12 protein-coding genes and 1 pseudogene are annotated in these 17094 nt (G+C 67.7%); 9 read left to right on the top strand and 4 right to left on the bottom strand.

Features of this window, described 5'->3' with window-relative positions; all coding sequences use genetic code 11:
• The first annotated feature begins 406 nt into the window (after positions 1 to 406).
• The 6 genes and pseudogenes from ACFP2V_RS16430 to ACFP2V_RS16405 form a co-directional block, all read left to right on the top strand.
• On the top strand, positions 407 to 2989 hold the full coding sequence (locus ACFP2V_RS16430; protein WP_381212112.1) for a Pls/PosA family non-ribosomal peptide synthetase: 2583 nt from the start codon (positions 407 to 409) through the stop codon (positions 2987 to 2989).
• A gap of 141 nt (positions 2990 to 3130) precedes the next feature.
• Positions 3131 to 6421, top strand: coding sequence for a non-ribosomal peptide synthetase (locus tag ACFP2V_RS16425; RefSeq protein ID WP_381212109.1), 3291 nt, complete (start codon positions 3131 to 3133; stop codon positions 6419 to 6421).
• Between the two features lie 36 nt (positions 6422 to 6457).
• Positions 6458 to 7465 (top strand): TauD/TfdA family dioxygenase, encoded by a 1008-nt coding sequence (locus ACFP2V_RS16420; RefSeq protein ID WP_381212106.1) that lies wholly within the window; start codon positions 6458 to 6460, stop codon positions 7463 to 7465.
• On the top strand, positions 7462 to 8532 hold the full coding sequence (sbnB, locus tag ACFP2V_RS16415) for a 2,3-diaminopropionate biosynthesis protein SbnB (RefSeq protein ID WP_381212103.1): 1071 nt from the start codon (positions 7462 to 7464) through the stop codon (positions 8530 to 8532). The genes ACFP2V_RS16420 and sbnB overlap by 4 nt, the downstream gene beginning before the upstream one ends.
• A gap of 41 nt (positions 8533 to 8573) precedes the next feature.
• Entirely contained in the window at positions 8574 to 9629 is a 1056-nt protein-coding gene (gene sbnA / locus ACFP2V_RS16410) for a 2,3-diaminopropionate biosynthesis protein SbnA (RefSeq protein WP_381212100.1), read from the top strand.
• Positions 9630 to 9834: 205 nt separating this feature from the next.
• Positions 9835 to 10200 (top strand): annotated as a pseudogene (locus tag ACFP2V_RS16405) (spore photoproduct lyase family protein); the annotation flags it as partial.
• A 459-nt stretch (positions 10201 to 10659) separates the two neighbouring features.
• Here the strand turns inward: ACFP2V_RS16405 and ACFP2V_RS16400 are convergent.
• Positions 10660 to 11202: a 2'-5' RNA ligase family protein gene (locus ACFP2V_RS16400; RefSeq protein ID WP_381212098.1), complete on the bottom strand. Its 543-nt coding sequence runs from the start codon at positions 11200 to 11202 to the stop codon at positions 10660 to 10662.
• Between the two features lie 140 nt (positions 11203 to 11342).
• Between ACFP2V_RS16400 and ACFP2V_RS16395 the strand changes: the two genes are divergently transcribed.
• Entirely contained in the window at positions 11343 to 11597 is a 255-nt protein-coding gene (locus ACFP2V_RS16395) for an HU family DNA-binding protein (RefSeq protein WP_381212095.1), read from the top strand.
• A 24-nt stretch (positions 11598 to 11621) separates the two neighbouring features.
• Positions 11622 to 11999, top strand: a complete 378-nt coding sequence (locus ACFP2V_RS16390; RefSeq protein WP_381212092.1) for an SRPBCC family protein — start codon at positions 11622 to 11624, stop codon at positions 11997 to 11999.
• Positions 12000 to 12061: 62 nt separating this feature from the next.
• On the opposite strand, the gene ACFP2V_RS16385 is transcribed toward ACFP2V_RS16390, so the two are convergent.
• Complete coding sequence (locus ACFP2V_RS16385; RefSeq protein WP_381212089.1) at positions 12062 to 12313, bottom strand: hypothetical protein; 252 nt, start codon at positions 12311 to 12313, stop codon at positions 12062 to 12064.
• A 445-nt stretch (positions 12314 to 12758) separates the two neighbouring features.
• On the bottom strand, positions 12759 to 13748 hold the full coding sequence (locus ACFP2V_RS16380) for an aldo/keto reductase (protein WP_381212087.1): 990 nt from the start codon (positions 13746 to 13748) through the stop codon (positions 12759 to 12761).
• A 483-nt stretch (positions 13749 to 14231) separates the two neighbouring features.
• Between ACFP2V_RS16380 and ACFP2V_RS16375 the strand changes: the two genes are divergently transcribed.
• Entirely contained in the window at positions 14232 to 14387 is a 156-nt protein-coding gene (locus ACFP2V_RS16375; protein ID WP_381212084.1) for a hypothetical protein, read from the top strand.
• 31 nt (positions 14388 to 14418) lie between these two features.
• Here ACFP2V_RS16375 and ACFP2V_RS16370 read toward each other — a convergent pair.
• Positions 14419 to 17094: glycosyl hydrolase (locus ACFP2V_RS16370; protein ID WP_381212081.1), on the bottom strand; the 2676-nt coding region annotated here is incomplete at its 5' end.

Genomic DNA, 17094 nt, shown 5'->3' with positions numbered 1-17094 from the left:
GGAATGTCACAGCCGTTCGAGGAGCCGGGCGTTCTCCGCCCCCAGCTCAACATTGCACAAGATCAGGAACCGGGTCCGATGGGGGTCCCACCACTCACCGCTGCGTGTTTGGTGGCGTCGCTTCTCGATCCGGGCGTCCTCGGTCGCCGCACCGAGGTCCACAGAACGACGAACGATCTCTCGGGAACCCATTCGGTAAATCCGGACTGAGCAAAGACACAACACCACGAGTTCCCTCTCAGTAACACGAACCTGCTCTGCATGCCCGGCGCCGGGGCCGTTGCAACCGATTCCCCCGGCATCGACGACTCCTCATGTCACGCACCGTGATCGACTCGAGTGGCACCCCGCCGGTGGACGACAGAGACTAGAGCTCGATGGTTCCGTGATTACTCGAGGAGCTTGCATGCTGGAGAAGTCTGCCGAGTCCCTGACGACCGTGCCGGATGAATCTGGAGTCGCCAAACACAGGACACACGGTCCATCGAAAGAAAACAGCCCGCCGACAGACACGGAAAGGAACCTAGCCGAGGTACTCGCCGGCGTCGTGTGCGTCGAGCAGGTGTCGGTCGACAGTAATTTCTTCGACGATCTCGGCGCTAATTCACTGGTGATGGCGCAATTCTGCGCACGCGTCAGGAAACGGACGGATCTACCGTCCGTTTCGATAAAGGACATCTACCGTTACCGGACGATTCGCAGCCTGGCGACGGCGCTCACCGATACCGGTACCGATGTCGGAACCGGTATCGCTGCCACACCCGCCCCCGTCAGCTCGCCGGACCCAGCATCCTCGGAGGCTGCGACTCCAATCGGTACGCTGCAGTACATCCTCTGCGGAGTGCTACAGTTTCTGCTTTTCCTAGGATATTCGTTCCTCGCTGCAATTCTCGCCGAACGTGGTTATGAATGGATATCCGCCGGCTCGAATGTGACGGATATTTACCTGCGATCGGTCGCCTTCGGCGGTGCCGGCTTTCTCGGCATGTGCACTTTCCCGATCATGGCCAAATGGATCCTTATCGGCCGGTGGAAAGAACGTGAGTTCCCGGTCTGGGGTCTGACTTATCTGCGCTTCTGGACCGTCAAGGTGCTGCTGCACGCCAACCCGATGGTCTTCTTCGTCGGCAACCCCCTGTATGTGCTCTACCTACGGGCACTCGGCGCACGCATCGGCACGGGTGTCACGATCCTCTCGCGCAGCGTTCCGGTCTGCACCGACCTGCTCACGATCGGCGCCGGCACGGTGATCCGCAAAGAGTCGTTCTTCCTGTGCTACCGGGCGCACGCCGGCCGTATCCAGACGGGCCCGGTCACCCTTGGCCAAAATGTGTTCATCGGCGAGAAGACCGTGCTCGACATTGCCACGTCGATGGGCGACGGGGCGCAGCTCGGCCATACGTCATCACTGCACAGCGGCCAGGCGGTCCCCGGCGACCAGCGGTGGCACGGATCTCCGGCGCAGCGCACAGAGTTCGACTACGTGCGGGTCCCGCCCGCCAGGTGCGGCACTTTGCGCCGAGTCGGCTTCGGCCTCGCCACAGTGGGTCAGCTGTTCTTCCTCTCCGTGCCGTTGGCCGTCGGGGGCCTGTACATGCTGTTGACAGAAGTCCCGGCGCTGAAAGACCGGCTGGAACCAGGCATGACAGGGCTCGTGTCGCCCGAGCTCTATGTCGATGCGCTGATCGTGTCCTGCGTTCTGTTCTTCAGCTTCGTCGTCGTGGGCATCGTCGTTCTGTTCACCGTGCCGCGCCTGCTGAATCTGCTCGTCAAACCGGACAAGGTATATCCGCTGTACGGCTTTCATTACTCAACGCACCGGGCGATCACACGCATCACCAACCTGAAGTTCTTCACATGGCTCTTCGGTGACAGCTCCTACATCGTCCACTATCTGCGCGGCCTTGGATACGACCTTTCCCAGGTGGAGCAGACCGGGTCCAACTTCGGCACGGAAGTGCAGCACGAGACCCCGTATCTGTGCTCTGTCGGCAACGGCACGATGATCGCTGACGGCCTGTCGATCGTCAATGCCGACTTTTCGAGCACGTCTTTCCGGGTGTCCCGTGCGTCGATCGGGCGGCACAACTTCCTCGGGAACAACATCGCGTATCCGTCGGGGGCGAAGACGGGCGACGACTGTCTCCTCGCGACGAAGGTGATGATTCCACTCGATGGCGAGGTACGCGAAGGGGTGGGTCTGCTCGGCTCGCCGTGCTTCGAGATTCCCCGGTCGGTGGAGCGCGACTTGCGGTTCGACCACATGCGGACCGGGGCCGAGTTGCGCAGCAACCTCGCTGCCAAGAACCGCTTCAACATCCGGTCGATGGTCCTCTTCCTGCTCGTACGATGGTTTTTCTTCTTCGCCGTCACGGTGCTTGCCCTCACGAATGTCGAACTGTATGAATCCCTCGGAAATGGAGCAATCGCGGCATTCCTGGTGCTCAGCCTGGCATTCACCCCTCTCTATTTCGTACTGGTGGAGCGTGCCATTGTGGCTTTCCGCGGGCTGCGACCGCAGTTGTGCTCCATCTACGACCCGTACTTCTGGTGGCACGAGCGTCTGTGGAAGGTTCCTGACGAGTACCTCAACATCTTCAACGGCACCCCTTTCAAGAACGTGATCTGGCGGCTCCTGGGTGTCCGGCTCGGCAGCAGGATCTTCGATGACGGCTGCTATCTGACGGAGCGGATGCTCACCACCATCGGGAACGACTGCACCCTCAATGCGGGGAGCAAGATCCAATGCCACTCGCAGGAGGACGGCACCTTCAAGTCCGAGCGCAGCACGATAGGGGACGGATGCACCCTCGGTGTCGGCTCCCACGTCCACTACGGAGTGACGATGGGGGACGGCTCAGTACTTGCACCCGACTCCTTTCTCATGAAGGGCGAGGAAGTCCCGCAGCACGCGCGGTGGGGTGGAAACCCGGCCACGGAGATGAGCGATGCCTCCGGTCAGCCGTCGGCACTGGCGCGGCAGGGGTAGCACAGAACCACCCGGGTCAAGCCGGCTCGACCGGCCGGACAGTCCGGCCTGCCGGTCCGCCGACAGCAACGACGACAGAGGAACCGGCCGGGTAGGCGGCGACAGACACGGCGGCCACGGCGAGTGGAGAGGGACTGATCGATGGCAACACGAGTGGCAGACCAGGAGTTCTGGCGCGGTGTGCTCGTCACCGGCGGATCCACCACGATCCCTCGGTGGACGCTCCGTCCGATGAAGGGCGTTGACGAGCACGAGGCCACGATTCCGGACGACGTCATGAACGCCTTGCGCCGGTTGGCGGAAGATCTCACGATGCCTCTCGGCTCCGTGATGCTGGCCGCGCATGCCAAGGTACTCGCCGCGCTGTCAGGCGAGCACGACGTCACGAGCGGCTACGTCGTGGAGGAGGGCGGCCAACCGTTGCCCTGCCGGCTGACGACCGCACCGACATCATGGCGGGCGCTACTGGTTGACGCCCATCGCGTCGCGTCGGAACTGCTGTCGCACAAGGACTTTCCGGTCGACGAACTCAGGCGCGAGCTGGACCTCACCGGACCGTCGGTCGAGACCGTACTCGATCCGAATCCGGCCTTCGGTCCCTGTCCGGCGGGCGTCGCAGGCGATCTCGCCGGAGACACCGTGCTGTGGATGGCGTTCTCGGAGCACAGGGGCCGACCCACGCTGCGACTGCGGTACCGGACCGACGTACTCGACGCGGACTGCGCCGCCAGGATCGCCGGTTACCACCTCACCGCGCTCGCACTCATCGCAGCGGATCCGGATGCCGAGCACGCGCGGCAGAGCCTGCTTTCCGACGAGGAGCTCCGGTTCCAGCTCGAAGGGCTGTCCGGACCGCGCCGTGCCCTGCCGGACGCCCGGATGCACGAGCTGTTCGAACAGCGGGTGAGGTTGCACCCGAATGCCGTAGCGGCCGTGCACGGCGACCGGGAGTGGACCTACCAGGAGCTCAACGCTCGTGCCAATCAGCTGGGACGAGCCCTGTTGGCGCGGGGGCTGCGACGCGAAGGTGTCGTCGCGGTGGTGACCGAGAGAAACCTGGACTGGATGGCCGCCGTCCTCGCGGTTTTCAAGGCCGGAGGCGTGTATCTGCCCGTCGAGCCGCGCTTCCCGGCCGAGCGCATCGCGGCCGTGCTCTCCCGCGCCGAGTGCGGGCTCGTGCTCACCGAACCCGGAAGTACCGCCTCGCTCGACCAGGCCCTGGAATCGCTACCAGCAGTCCAGAAGCTCTTCATCGGCACGGCGTACGACGAGGGCGATCGCGACGACGACCTGGGCATCGCCGTCACACCGGACCAACTCGCCTACATCTACTTCACCTCGGGCTCCACCGGAGAGCCCAAGGGCGCGATGTGCGAGCACGCGGGCATGCTCAACCACCTCTACGCCAAGATCGAGGACCTGGAGCTCGACGTCGACGAGGGACAGGTGGTCGCCCAGACCGCCCCGCAGTGCTTCGACATTTCGCTGTGGCAACTGTTGTCCGCCCTCCTGGTGGGCGGGCGGACCCTGCTGGTCGAGCAGGAGGTGATCCTGGACGTCCAGCGGTTCGTCGACAGGATCGCCCGCGGTCGGGCCGCCGTGCTCCAGGTCGTGCCGTCGTACCTCGAAGTCGTCCTGACGTATCTGGAACAGCACCCGCGCGAGCTGCCCGGTCTGCGGTGCGTGTCCGTCACCGGTGAGGCGTTGAAGAAGGAGCTCACGCAGCGCTGGTTCGCGGCCAAGCCCGGCATCAAGCTGGTCAACGCCTACGGCTTGACCGAGACCTGCGACGACACCAACCACGAGGTCCTGGACCGGGTGCCGGACCGCGAACGGGTCCCGCTCGGTCCCCCCGTCAGCAATGTGCACGTCTACGTCGTCGACGAGCACCTGTCACCGGTGCCGCTCGGCGCCCCCGGCGAGATCGTCTTCTCCGGCGTCTGCGTCGGCCGTGGATACGTCAACGACCCCGACCGCACCAAGCAGGCCTTCATGCCCGATCCGCACCGCGAGGGAGCCCGGCTCTACCGCAGTGGCGACCACGGCCGCTGGCTGCCCGAGGGCAAACTGGAGTTCCTCGGGCGTCGCGACACCCAGGTCAAGATCCGTGGCTTCAGGATCGAGATCGGCGAGATCGAGAACACCCTGCTGCGGGTCCCCGGTGTCCGCGACGGTGCGGTGGTGGTCGCCGAGCCACCCGACCGGAGCAAGCACCTTGTGGCCTTCTACTCCGGCCCGAGGCCGCTCCCCGTCGAGGACCTGCGGGGCCGGCTGGGTGAGTCGCTGCCGGAGTACACGGTGCCGTCGGCCTTCCACTGGCGGGAAAGGCTGCCGCTGACCGCCAACGGCAAAATTGACAAGAGGACCCTGGCGGCGCTCGTGAAAGAACCAGACGTCGTCGAAGACGACGAAAAGGGCCTTCACGTGCCGGGGACGCCGACCGAGCAACGGTTGGCGGCCGCTTGGGCGGAAGTGCTCGGCATCCCGCAGGCGCAGATCGATCGACGGGCCCATTTCTTCGACCGAGGCGGCACATCGCTGTCAGCTGTACAGCTGGCGATCACCCTGGACCGCGCGGTATCGCTCAAGGACGTGACCCGGCATCCGGTGCTCGCCGATCTGGCCGCGCTGGTCGACGGCAGGTCCGATCGGCGTTCCGGGCTGCTTCAGTCGCTGTGCGAACCGGACGGTGCGCCGACCGGTGCCCTGGTGTGCTTCCCCTACGCCGGCGGCAACGCGGTGAACTTCCAGCCGATGGCCAAGGCGCTGCAGGGCAGTGGGATCGCGGTCTACGCCGTTGAGTTGCCCGGTCACGACGTGGCCGCCGAGAGCGGGCCTTTCGCGTCGATGGCAGATGTGGTTGCTCAGGTCGTCGCCGAGATCACCGAATACGGCCTGCGCGGAGTCCTGCTGTGGGGTCACTCGTCGGGCGCGGCTTTCGCCGTGGAGACGGCCAGGCAGCTGAACGAGCGTGGGGTGGATGTCGAACGGGTCTTCATCGGCGCGCAGTTGCTCGGCGATGCCGCTGAGCGGCGCAACGCCGTCACCGAGCTGATCGGGCTGAGCGACGCCGAGATCGCCGTGAAGCTGAGCGCGGACAGTGGCTACGCCGAGCTCCATGAGCTGGATGCGCAGCGCGCCGAGCACATCGGTGCGGCCTATCGGCACGACTGCGTGTCCGCACACCGCTATTTCGCAGATCTCCTCGACACTCCCCCGGCGGTGAAGCTGTCCGTGCCGGTCACCGTGGTCGTCACCGCCGACGACCCGATGACGGCTGATCACCGACGACGCCACCGCGACTGGGAGCTTCTCGCGGTCCACGTCGACTTGTACGAACTCGCCGAGGGCGGCCACTACTTCCTGCGCATCTGTCCGACCGAGGCAGCGCAGGCCGTGCTGCACACCGCCGAACTACTGCCTTCTTCCTGAGGGGCACACACAGCTGCACACTGAAAGGAAAACAGGATGTCCTCCATATCCCCGGCGTCGCTGCTCGACGAGGTCGAACTCCAGCCCGGCCGACCTCCGATACTGCGGGCCGAGATCACCGGCGACGCGCCGCGCTGGGCAGCCGAGCACCAGGAGGCGCTGCGCGCCGTCGTCGCCGAGCACGGCTGCGTCCTGATCCGCGGCCTCGGGCTGTCCGATGTGGCCGGGGCCGGTGCCGTCTTCGAGCGGCTGAGCACCAGACTGATGGCCGAGAGGGAGCCCTTCGCGCCCCGGCGGACCTACGCCGACGGCGTGTACTCCTCGGCTCAGTGGCCGCCGAACCAGCCGATGTGCATGCACCATGAACAGAGCTACACGCTCGAGTTCCCCGGCCTGATGCTGTTCGCCTGCCTCGCTGCGCCCCACCAGGGCGGGGCGACCGGAGTGGCCGACGCGGCGACCGTGCTCGAGGAACTGCCCTCCGCGTTGACCGAGCGGTTCGAGCGGGAGGGCTGGCTGCTCACCCGAAGCTACAACGACGAGATCGGGTCGTCCCTCATCGAGGCGTTCGGCACCGACGAGCGGGGCGCTGTGGAGAGTTACTGCCGCGCCAACGCGATCGAGTTCGAATGGCAACCCGACGGGTCCCTGCGCACCAGGCAGCGCCGCAGCGCCGTGATGCGCCATCCGGTCAACGGCCGGCGCTGCTGGTTCAACCAGGTCTCGTTCCTCAACGAGTGGGCGTTGGCCCCCGAGGTCCGCGAGTACCTCGTCGAGGTCTACGGCGCCGACGGGCTGCCGTTCAACACCCTTTTCGGAAGCGGCGACCCGATCGGCGAGGACGTGGTGCAGCTGCTCAACAAGGTCTACGAGACCAACACCGCACGCGAGCCGTGGCAGACCGGCGATCTGATGATCGTCGACAACCTACGCACCGCGCACAGCCGGGAGCCCTTCGAGGGACCACGCGACGTACTCGTCGCGATGGCCGACCCGGTGCGACTGTCCGACTGCTCGCCGACCTTCGAGGTGACCGCCCGATGACCAGAGTCCCCACCGGCGTGACGGCGTCCGCAACAAGCGAACCGCACACCGTGCGCCCCTTCGCGGTGATCTCCGGTGCCCAGGTCCAGCAGGTGCTGGAGGGGCGTGAGAAGCAGATCGTCGAGTTGGCCGAGGGCACCTACCGGCTGCACGGCGCCGGTGACTCGGTGAACCCGCCGTCGTACTTCCTGCGTTTCCCCGACCGCCCGACCTCCCGGATCATCGCGCTGCCGGCCTCGATCGGCGGGCACGTACGGGTGGACGGCGTAAAGTGGATCTCCAGTTTCCCGGAGAACGTTCAGGCCGGCATCCCGAGGGCATCCGCCGTGCTGATCCTCAACGACCAGGACACCGGTTACCCGTTCGCCTGCCTGGAGAGTTCCATCATCAGCGCCACCAGGACGGCCGCGTCCGCGGTGTTGGCCGCGGATCGGCTCAGCCGGGACCGGCCACGGCCCACACGTGTCGGGTTCTTCGGGACGGGCCTGATCGCCCGCTACATCCACACGTTCCTGGCCGGCAACGGCTGGTCGTTCGACGAGACAGGCGTACACGACCTGGCCGCCGACAGCGCGGCCGGGTTCCGCCGCTACCTCGAGCGGTCGGGCACCACAGGCCGGATCACGGTGCACCACAGCGCCGAGAAACTGATCCGTGGCAGCGACCTGGTGGTCTTCGCCACCGTCGCCGGTGAGCCGCACGTCAGCGACCCTACGTGGTTCTCGCACAATCCTGTGGTTCTGCACGTGTCCCTGCGCGACCTCGCGCCGGAGATCGTTCTCGCTTCAACCAACATCGTGGATGACGTCGAGCACTGTCTGAAGGCCGACACCTCGCCGCATCTGGCCGAGCAGCTCACGGGTAACCGGGACTTCCTGCAGGGCACCTTGGACGACGTGATGGCCGGGCGGGTGACAGTGCCTGCGGGCCGACCGGTGGTGTTCTCACCCTTCGGCCTCGGGGTGCTCGACCTCGCGGTCGGCAAGTACGTCTACGACGAAATGGTCCGCTCCGGAGAACTCCACGTCATCGACGACTTCTTCCACGAACTGCGCCGTTACGGATAACCGTCCGAGAGCGCCCTGCCGCAGATGAGGAGGAGGCCGTCGTGCCCGTCATATCCGCTCCCCATGCCTTCAACGAGTCCCAGCTCTATGTCGACCTTGAGCCCATCCTCGGGCGCTCCCTGTTCCTGAAGTGTGAGGGCTTCAACTTCGCCGGCTCGATCAAGCTGAAGGCCGCGACCGAGATGGTGGAGGCCGCCGAGCGAAACGGAACCCTCAAGCCGGATTCGATCCTGGTCGAGTCCTCGTCCGGCAACCTCGGCGTAGCGCTGAGCATGATCGCGGCGAGCAAGGGCTATCGGTTCCTGTGCGTGACGGACTCCCGCTGCAACCTGTCGACCAGACTCCTGATGGAGGCATTGGGCAGCCGGGTGCACACCATCGCCGGCTTGGATGCCAAAGGCGGCTTCCTGGGCGCGCGGATCGACTATGTCCGTGCGCTGTGCGATTCCGATGACCGGTATGTGTGGCTCAGTCAGTACACCAACCCGGGAAACTGGAAGGCGCACTACCGCAAAACGGCGCCGGAGATCGCCCAGCACTTCCCGCACCTGGACGTACTGTTCGTCGGGGCCGGCACCACCGGAACCCTGATGGGCTGCGCACGCTACTTCCGCCAGTGGCACCGGCCGGTACGGATCGTCGCAGTGGACAGCGTCGGTTCGGTGACCTTCGGTGGTGCGCCGGGCCGCCGCATGGTACCCGGGCTCGGCATGAGCATGCCTCCGCCGCTCCTCGACGAGTCCTACGTGGACGAGGTGATACACGTCGAGGAGACGGACACCATCCGTGCGTGCCATCGCCTGGCCAGACGCGGATTCCTCTTCGGCGGCTCCACCGGCACGGTCGTCAGCGGCGCGATGCGTTGGCTGGCCGACCATGACACGCGTGAACTCACCGCGGTGGCCATCGCCCCGGATCTCGGCGAGCGCTACCTCGACACCATTTACCAATCCAACTGGCTGCACGATCTTTACGGCCCGGACATGCTCAACTCCGATGAAAGGGCTGACGGCCCTTGGACAGCCGACCCCGTGCCCACACTCCAAGGGGGCCGCCCACCGGCACACCCGCCCGCAAACCGGCGACGGCGGCGGTGACGAACACCGTCAGCACCAAGACCGAGAAGCGTAGGTGTTCTGTCCGCCCAGGGGGCACAGCAACCGCGCGGTTCCATGTCCCAGCCAGTTCACGGCCCGCGCATCGACCAGCTCATCACCCAAGCCCCGCCCGGGGCATGGCAGCGTCTGTCGGCGGGGCCGGGAGCCAAGGGCGAACGGTTCTACGGCTGGGCCACCGCCCGTCTTCCTGGACTCGGGCTACGAAATCCACTTCACCCTCTCCCCGGTGGAGCCGCGTCCCGGCCGGCAGCGGGGCTGGACCTACCTGCTCGTCCGTATGGACGATGTCCTTCCAGGCCGGGTGAAGGAGCAGGCGACCGCCCGGATCGTCATGCTGACCCACAACCAGCAGCTCCACGAGGCCGACCTGGGCCGGCGCCCCCGGGCCGAGGACCTCCTGTGGCAGCCGGCCGCCCAGGAGACCAAACGCTCTGAGAACGGCGCCCTCGACGTCCGCTACGCCCGCGAGGTCAAGCTCGACGCCCTCACCCGCCTGCGGGAGCTGAGCGCGGCCCATGCCCCGCGGCTGCGGATCAGGTACGCGTTCTGACCGCCTCGGTCGGCGTCCGGCGACAACACGACGGAGCACTGCGGTGATCACGTCCGGGACGCCACCTCGCCGGTCACTCCCGGAGTGTCGGTACAGCGGCTTCGAACTCGTTCCGCGCGGGTCCGGCCCCGGTCCGGGCCGTTCCGCCCTGGGCCTGCCCGGTCCTCGCACGCCCGGCTCCGTCCCGGTCCGGCTTCGCTGCGGCGCCCGGTCCCCGTTCGACCATGCCCAGAAGAACGGCCCGGCTGCCGCCGGGCTCGGGCCGGGCGGTGGGTCCCGGGCGGAAACGGTGGCATGACCTCGATGCGGGCTCCGGGTTCGGAGGCGGACGGCGGTCATGCCATCGTCGGTGGCTGGGCCGCCTGTATGGTCTGCCGACTTGTGGTGGGCAACCGGTGAGCGTCTGCACGGCGGTGCTCGCGGATGCGGCCCGGCCGGGGCTGCCGGGCGCGGAGTGTGTCAGGGGCCCAGGCGTTCGGCGGTGCGGAGGACCGAGTCGTAGTGCCGGGCGGATGTCCACCACCCTGTCAGGATGCCGGGCAGTGCGTCGGACGTGTGGGGGAACAGCCCGTCGGGCAGCTCGGCCCGAACGGTGCCGCGGCTGCGGCTGAGGGTGACGTGCGGGACCCAACGCACGGGGTCGAGAAGAGGGTTCGTGCTTCCGCTCTCCGGTGCGTCACGCAGCATCCGCCACACCGTTTCGTGCAGGCGCACCAGCGCTTCGTCGGGTCGGACCGCCCAGGCCAGCACCCTCGTCCGGCCGGAGAACCGCAGGGGCCCGTCGAGCCGCAGCGGGAGGGGAAGGGCCTGCGCGAAGGAGTGTTTCAGGTGGGCATGTGTCTGGGGTGGAAGGTGGTCGGTTGTGACGAGGGTCAGGTGGGGGCGGTTGGTCGGGTGGGGGTGGGTGGCGAGGCTGGGCAGGCCCGCGTCAGCGAGGCGGCGCCATACGTCTCGGACGGCCCGCTCGGTCGCAAGGTCGGGCAGCAGTTCCACACTGTGCACACGGGCAGCGTACGGTCGAGCGCCGCTGCGTGCGGGGCCGCTGTGGCGGTGTCACGATGGTGGTGTCGGACAGCGGTGGCCGGCCGGTCGGGCGGGTTGCGGCTTCGCGGGACTTCATCGTCGAGGAGCGGGTGCGTCGTATGGACAGGTCCGGGCTGGTCGAGGCGGTCACACACATGGCGGCGAATGGTGGTGATCTGTCCTCGGAGGAGGTCGGCCGGGTCGTCGATGCCCTGTTCGGCACCATCGACCGGGCGGGTGCGATCGCCGAGGCGCTCAGGGCGGGGAAGACCGTCACCCTCACCGGTTTCGGCAGTTTCCATCAGGAGGACGGCGAGGCGGGCCTGCGGCCGGGCAAGGCCCTCAACGAGTTCGTCCACGGCCAGGTCGGCTGACCGGGTACCGGCCCGATGGCCGTCATGACCTTGCGGGCCGCGGGACCGGCCCTTGCCGAGGACGTCTGGTCGCGTTACGTCTCACCCGCCTGCTGGCCGGCGTGGTCGCCGCAGATCAGGGCGGTGCGCGTGGCCGGTGAACGGATCGCACCAGGCATGCGGGGCGAGGTGGTCTCGCTGTTCGGTGCCACCGCGAGTTTCGTCGTGGAGTGCGTCGACGAAGAACGACGGCAGTGGACCTGGCGGGTCCGGCTCGGACCGGTACACATGCGACTGCGTCATGAGGTGTTCCCCCAGGCGGCCGGCTCGGCCACGACACTGCGGGCCGAGGGACCGGCCGTCGCCCTCGCGGCATACGCCGGCCCCGCCCGGTGGGCCTTGGGGCGCCTGGTCCGCGGGTGAACGCGCGGACGGGGAGCCGTCGACGGCCGCCGGGGAGAAGTCGAGGGCGTTCGCGTCGGTACTCACACCTCGCGCCGGTTCACGAACAGGTGCGAGCCTGTTCCTGCGCTCCGCTCGCTGAGCGGATTCACCACGCCGGTGAGCACGGACAGGAAGAACTGCGCCGTGCCGCCGTCGAAAATCGTCCAGCAGTTCGCCCCGTACCGCGCCTGCCTCCGAAAGGCGGCCGCCCTCCGACTGTCGGGCGCTCTCCGCCGCAGCCAGAGGACGACATCGCCGCTCGCCGAATGCGTGAAGAGCAAGAGGGACGACAAATCTTGTCCTGCAAGGAGAGCTCCCGGTTCCTGGTGGTCGCGACGCCCGGACGCGGTTCATGCGGCCCGCGCTGCTCCCCGGGTACGGGCCGGCTGCCGCCGCTCGGTGCGCGCCGCCGGCACCGAGCGGGCGGTGTTCCGGTACGGGTGCCGCCACAGCCGTAGGGACAGGTGCAGCAGGCGGCGGTGCAGGGCGGTAAGGCACGGCGAGCACATCGTAGGTGGCGTTCCAGGCGTGCTGCGTCTGTACCAGGTCGTCGGGGGAGTCGGTGGCATCCACATCGGCATTGGATCTCTTGTTCGAATTCACTGTCGTCTCGGACACCCCGCCACCCGTCCGACCAGCCGTGGTCGGGCCCGGGGTCGCCCCGACCACGGCGGCCCGGCCCATCTTCTGCGGCGGCACCCGGGCGGGTGTTTTCCCCTCGCGTACGCGAGCGCAGTACTAGCGATTGACGGCTCGCATTCCTGCCTCGCCATACCGCTCACCCGCCGCCTCGGGCAGCTCCGCATCGATGCGGGCCAGGTCGTCCTCGGTCAGCGCAATGTCGACCGCGGCGGCGTTCTGCTCCAGGTAGGCGCGGCGCTTGGTGCCCGGGATCGGCACCAGGTGCTCGCCCCGGGCCAGCACCCAGGCGATGGCCAACTGGGCCGGGGTCACGTCCTTCTCGGCGGCGATCTCCTTCACCTTTGCTGCCAGCCGCAGGTTCGCCTCCAGGTTGGCGTCCTGGAAGCGCGGGTTCTCGCGGCGCCAGTCGTTCGCGTCCAGCTCGTCCGGCGAGGTGAACCGCCCGGCGAGGAAACCGCGGCCGAGTGGCGAGTACGGCACAAAGCCGATGCCCAGCTCCCGGCAGGCTGGCAGCACCTCGGCCTCCACGTCCCGTGACCACAGCGAGTACTCGCTCTGCACCGCGGTGATCGGGTGCACGGCGTGGGCACGCCGGACGGTCTCCGCGCTCGCCTCGCTCAGGCCGATGTACCTCACCTTGCCCTCGGCTACCAGCTCGCCCAGCGCGCCGACCGTCTCCTCGATGGGCACGTTCGGGTCGACCCGGTGCTGGTAGTACAGGTCGATGTGGTCGGTCCCCAGACGCTGCAGGGAGCCGTGGACCGAGCTCCGGACGTGCTCGGCCGAGCCATCCTGCGGGCCGACCGTGTTCATGTCGCCGGGTACGGCGTTGTCCATCCGGTAGTTGAACTTCGTCGCGATCACGTACTCGTCGCGATGCCCCCGGATCGCCTCGCCAACGAGCGACTCGTTGGTGAGCGGCCCGTACATCTGCGCGGTGTCGAGGAAGTCCACCCCGAGGTCGAGAGCGCGCCTGATGGTCGCGATCCCCTCCTCCCGATCGGCGGATCCGTAGAAGGCGGACATGCCCATGCACCCCAGGCCGATGGCCGATACCCGGAGGTCCCGCAGACTGCGTTTCTGCATGCCGTGGCCCAGCCTTTCCCTGCATACTCGTTCGTCGTTCGGACGGCACGAAGCCCTTCATCCATCTAGCGACAAATTCCCCCGCCCGGCATCCCGTGGGAGGCCCCGGGCGGCACGGGCTTCGTGCGCCGCGGTGTCTGCGACGCTCCGACCCGGAGCACACTCCAGCGCAAGGCAACCGTTCAGGCGGACCGGCAGCTCGAACAGGTCGTCCCGCGTGACCACTGGCTGCTTGCGCAGCTTCCGACGCGGGCACTGCCGGCTCCGGGCCGGGAAGAAGGCGTACAGCGCCGGCAACGCGACCCCGCCTTCAGGCGCGCCGCCCGCCCTCCCAGCACGTCGGATCTGGAAGCGGGCACCGCCATCCCACAACCACACAACGACTACATCCCGCCCCGAGCCGCCATCAGACCCGAAGCGGTTCAAACTGACCGTGTAGGAGCCGGTGTGAAAGTCGCTCAATTCTGGTCTCAGGACTCGTGGATGAAACCTGCACGGCGCGGGCCGGCCTCGACCACGGTCCGCCAGGACATCGAGCGCATGCTCTGGCCGATGGTCCGGCTGCTGAACGAGTCGGGCGGCAGCGCCTCGGCGTCCGTGATCACCCCGACCACACTGGTGCGGCGGGCATCGGCCTGACGCCGATGCCCGCCGCCGGCTTTTCGCCGGTTCAGCTGTAAGGGATCACCAGCACGGACTTGTCCGTGCCCGTCTGGAGCTTCGAGGTGCCGTTGCCGATGGCGCTCCACACCTCGAGGCGTACGGTGCCGCCGTTCAGATCGCGCGGTGTACCCGTGGACGCCTTGAGACCGCGTGCCTGCGTGTATTCCTCCCATCCGGTGACCGGGTCGGTCGCGAAGTAGTGGTACGTCTCGGTCCGGTCGAAGTCGCCGTCACCGGTGAAGTCGTAGCTGATCCGGGCCTGCTGGCCGAGCCCGACCGTGCTGCCCGCGTCCACCTGGAGCCGGAAGGCGGTCTGGGCGCCCGGGGTGAGCGTGCCGTTGACGCCGCGGGCCTCGTAGACGAGGGGCTGGTACGGGGTGCCGTCGTGGTTGGCGCCGCCGGCGGAGGCGATGGTGTCGCTGCCCGCCGTGCCTCCGGTCTCCGTGGTCAGGGCGCCACCGCCGCGCAACTGGAAGGTGTTGCCGGTCGGCGGGTCCGGATCCGGGTCGGGGTCGGGCTCCCCTGAACCGGTCCCGGTGCCGCTCGCGGTGGAACGGGCGGGCACGGAGAGTGTCTTGCCGTCGGAGAAGGTGACGGTGCGGGCCGTCGGTCCGTGGTTGTGGGCCGCGTAGGTCCGGGTCGTTCCCTTGGTGAAGACGGCGGAGGTGGGGATGTCACCGGTCACGGTGGCGTCCGGGGCGCCGAGGGTGTCGAGGGTGTTGATCCAGTGGTAGGTGTGCGCCCTCGACTCCCCCTCCTCCGGGGTGTAGCCGGCGTGGCCCGCGTCCCATTTCGCCTTGGCCGCAGCCGGGTCGGCGAAGGACTGGAACTCCCAGAGGATGTCGCGCCATTCGACGGCCGGGCCGCCGTTCTCCCGCTCCATCTCGGCGATGTTGCGCCGGATCGCGGCCTTCTTACCGCCGAGGTGGAGTGATCCGCCGGTCACGGGCAGGACGTTGATGCCGTGGATCTCCTCGGGGTTGGCGGTCCACCAGGTGGCGTAGGCGGCGCCACTGCCCCACACCATGCCGGCTGTGTCGTGACGGAAGGAGGAGGGGAAGACCTGCTCGTCGGCGTCGAACCAGTACTGGGCGATCGACTCCGACTCGGTGGTCAGCAAGTAGGTGCCGAGGTCACGCAGCGAGGTGTCGCCGGTGGCGGAGCCCCACAGGACGAGGGCTGCGCTGAGGTTGGTCGACTCGGAGGAGGACTCCTGGTTGTTGCCGGCGGCGAAACCCTGATGGCCGGAGGCCCAGCTGTGGCCCGCGTAGACGTCGAAGCCGCGCAGGAAGGGGAAGGCGGTGTCGGTGCGGCTGGGGTTGGCGGTGTCCCGTACGAGGGTCTTGACCATGCCGCCCCAGGTGGAGTCGGCGGCCCATCCCTGGTCGTACTGGGCGACGATCGCCGCCGCGTAGACGTAGTAACTGTAGTGGAAGTGGTGGTCGTTGAGCTCGGTGTCGCTGCCGTAGGAGGCGGGGTAGCCGGTGAGCGTCTTCCAGTCCTCGTCGTAGCTGAACTCGTTCGCGCCTCCCACCGTGAACCAGTCCTGGAGCTTGCCCTTGATCAGGCCGAGCAGCCTGTCGCGGATGCCGGTCTCGCCGATCTGGTCGGCCACCGGGACGAGCTGGGCGAGGCGGCCGAGGGCCTTGCCGGTCCAGTAGGTGTCGGTGGCGCCGGAGAAGGGGTCGGCGGCGTTCACGACCTCGTTCAAATATCCGCGCAGTCTGGCGGCGTCCACGCCGTTCGACTTGGGGAGCGCGGGCAGCACCGCCGCTGCCTTCTGGCTCGTGGTGAAGGAGGCCGACTCGCGGACCTTCATGGTGCCGCGTGGTGAGACGTAGGTGTAGGGGGTGAGGGGGTCCGTGGTGTTCAGCCACTGGTGGCGGTAGAGGGCCTGGAGGGTACCGCGCTCGGTGCCTTCCTTCGCCTCGGTGGTGAGCGTGTAGGTGGCCCTGACGGTGCCACCGGTGTAGTTCCAGGTGACCTTGGAGTCGGTGACGAAGCTGTAGGCGTACTTCTTGAAGGTCGCCAGCGCGCCGGTGGACGGCAGCACGGCGACGGAGAAGTAGTCCTTGGAACCGAGACCCGCGGTGACGGTGGAGCCGGCGACGTTCCAGTCGCTGCCGGTCGGCGCGAAGAGGGCGTAGTGATGCCCGGCGACGGTGATGCCGAGGACGTTGCCCTGGTCGGCGAAGACGGTGGGCGTGCCGGCGGTGGTGATCTGGGCGTTGCCGCCGGAGCCCTTGGCGTATACGAACGGGGAGCCGTGGCCGATGGTGGTGCGCAGGGTGCGGGCGCCGTCGGACCATTGGGGGGTGACCGTCCAGTCGGACCAGTCGTCGGCCTTGGTGTCGGGTGAGTTGAGGCCGGTCAGTCCGATGGTGAGGTCGCGTTTGTGGGCGTACTCGTACTGGCGGCCGTCACCGACGATCGCGGGGGTCGTCGGGTAGCCGACGTCGAGCCCGCCTGCCGCGGCCTGGTAGGTGAGGGGGTGTCCGTACATGGGGGTCGAGTACGGGTTGTCGCCGTAGCGCTGGAAGGCGAGGGAGGACCACCAGTCGTTGGTGGGCACGGGCCGGTTCCGGGCGGCGGCGGTCAGCTTGGGCGTGACCGGCGTTCCTGTGTTGGTGGTGGGGCCCGACGTACCGGGGGGCCGGGTGTCGGAGTAGCTGCCGGAGCCTAC

The sequence above is a fragment of the Streptomyces incanus genome (genome assembly GCF_042656345.1).
GTDB lineage: Bacteria > Actinomycetota > Actinomycetes > Streptomycetales > Streptomycetaceae > Streptomyces > Streptomyces incanus.
This window is presented reverse-complemented; position numbering and strand designations above follow the sequence as displayed.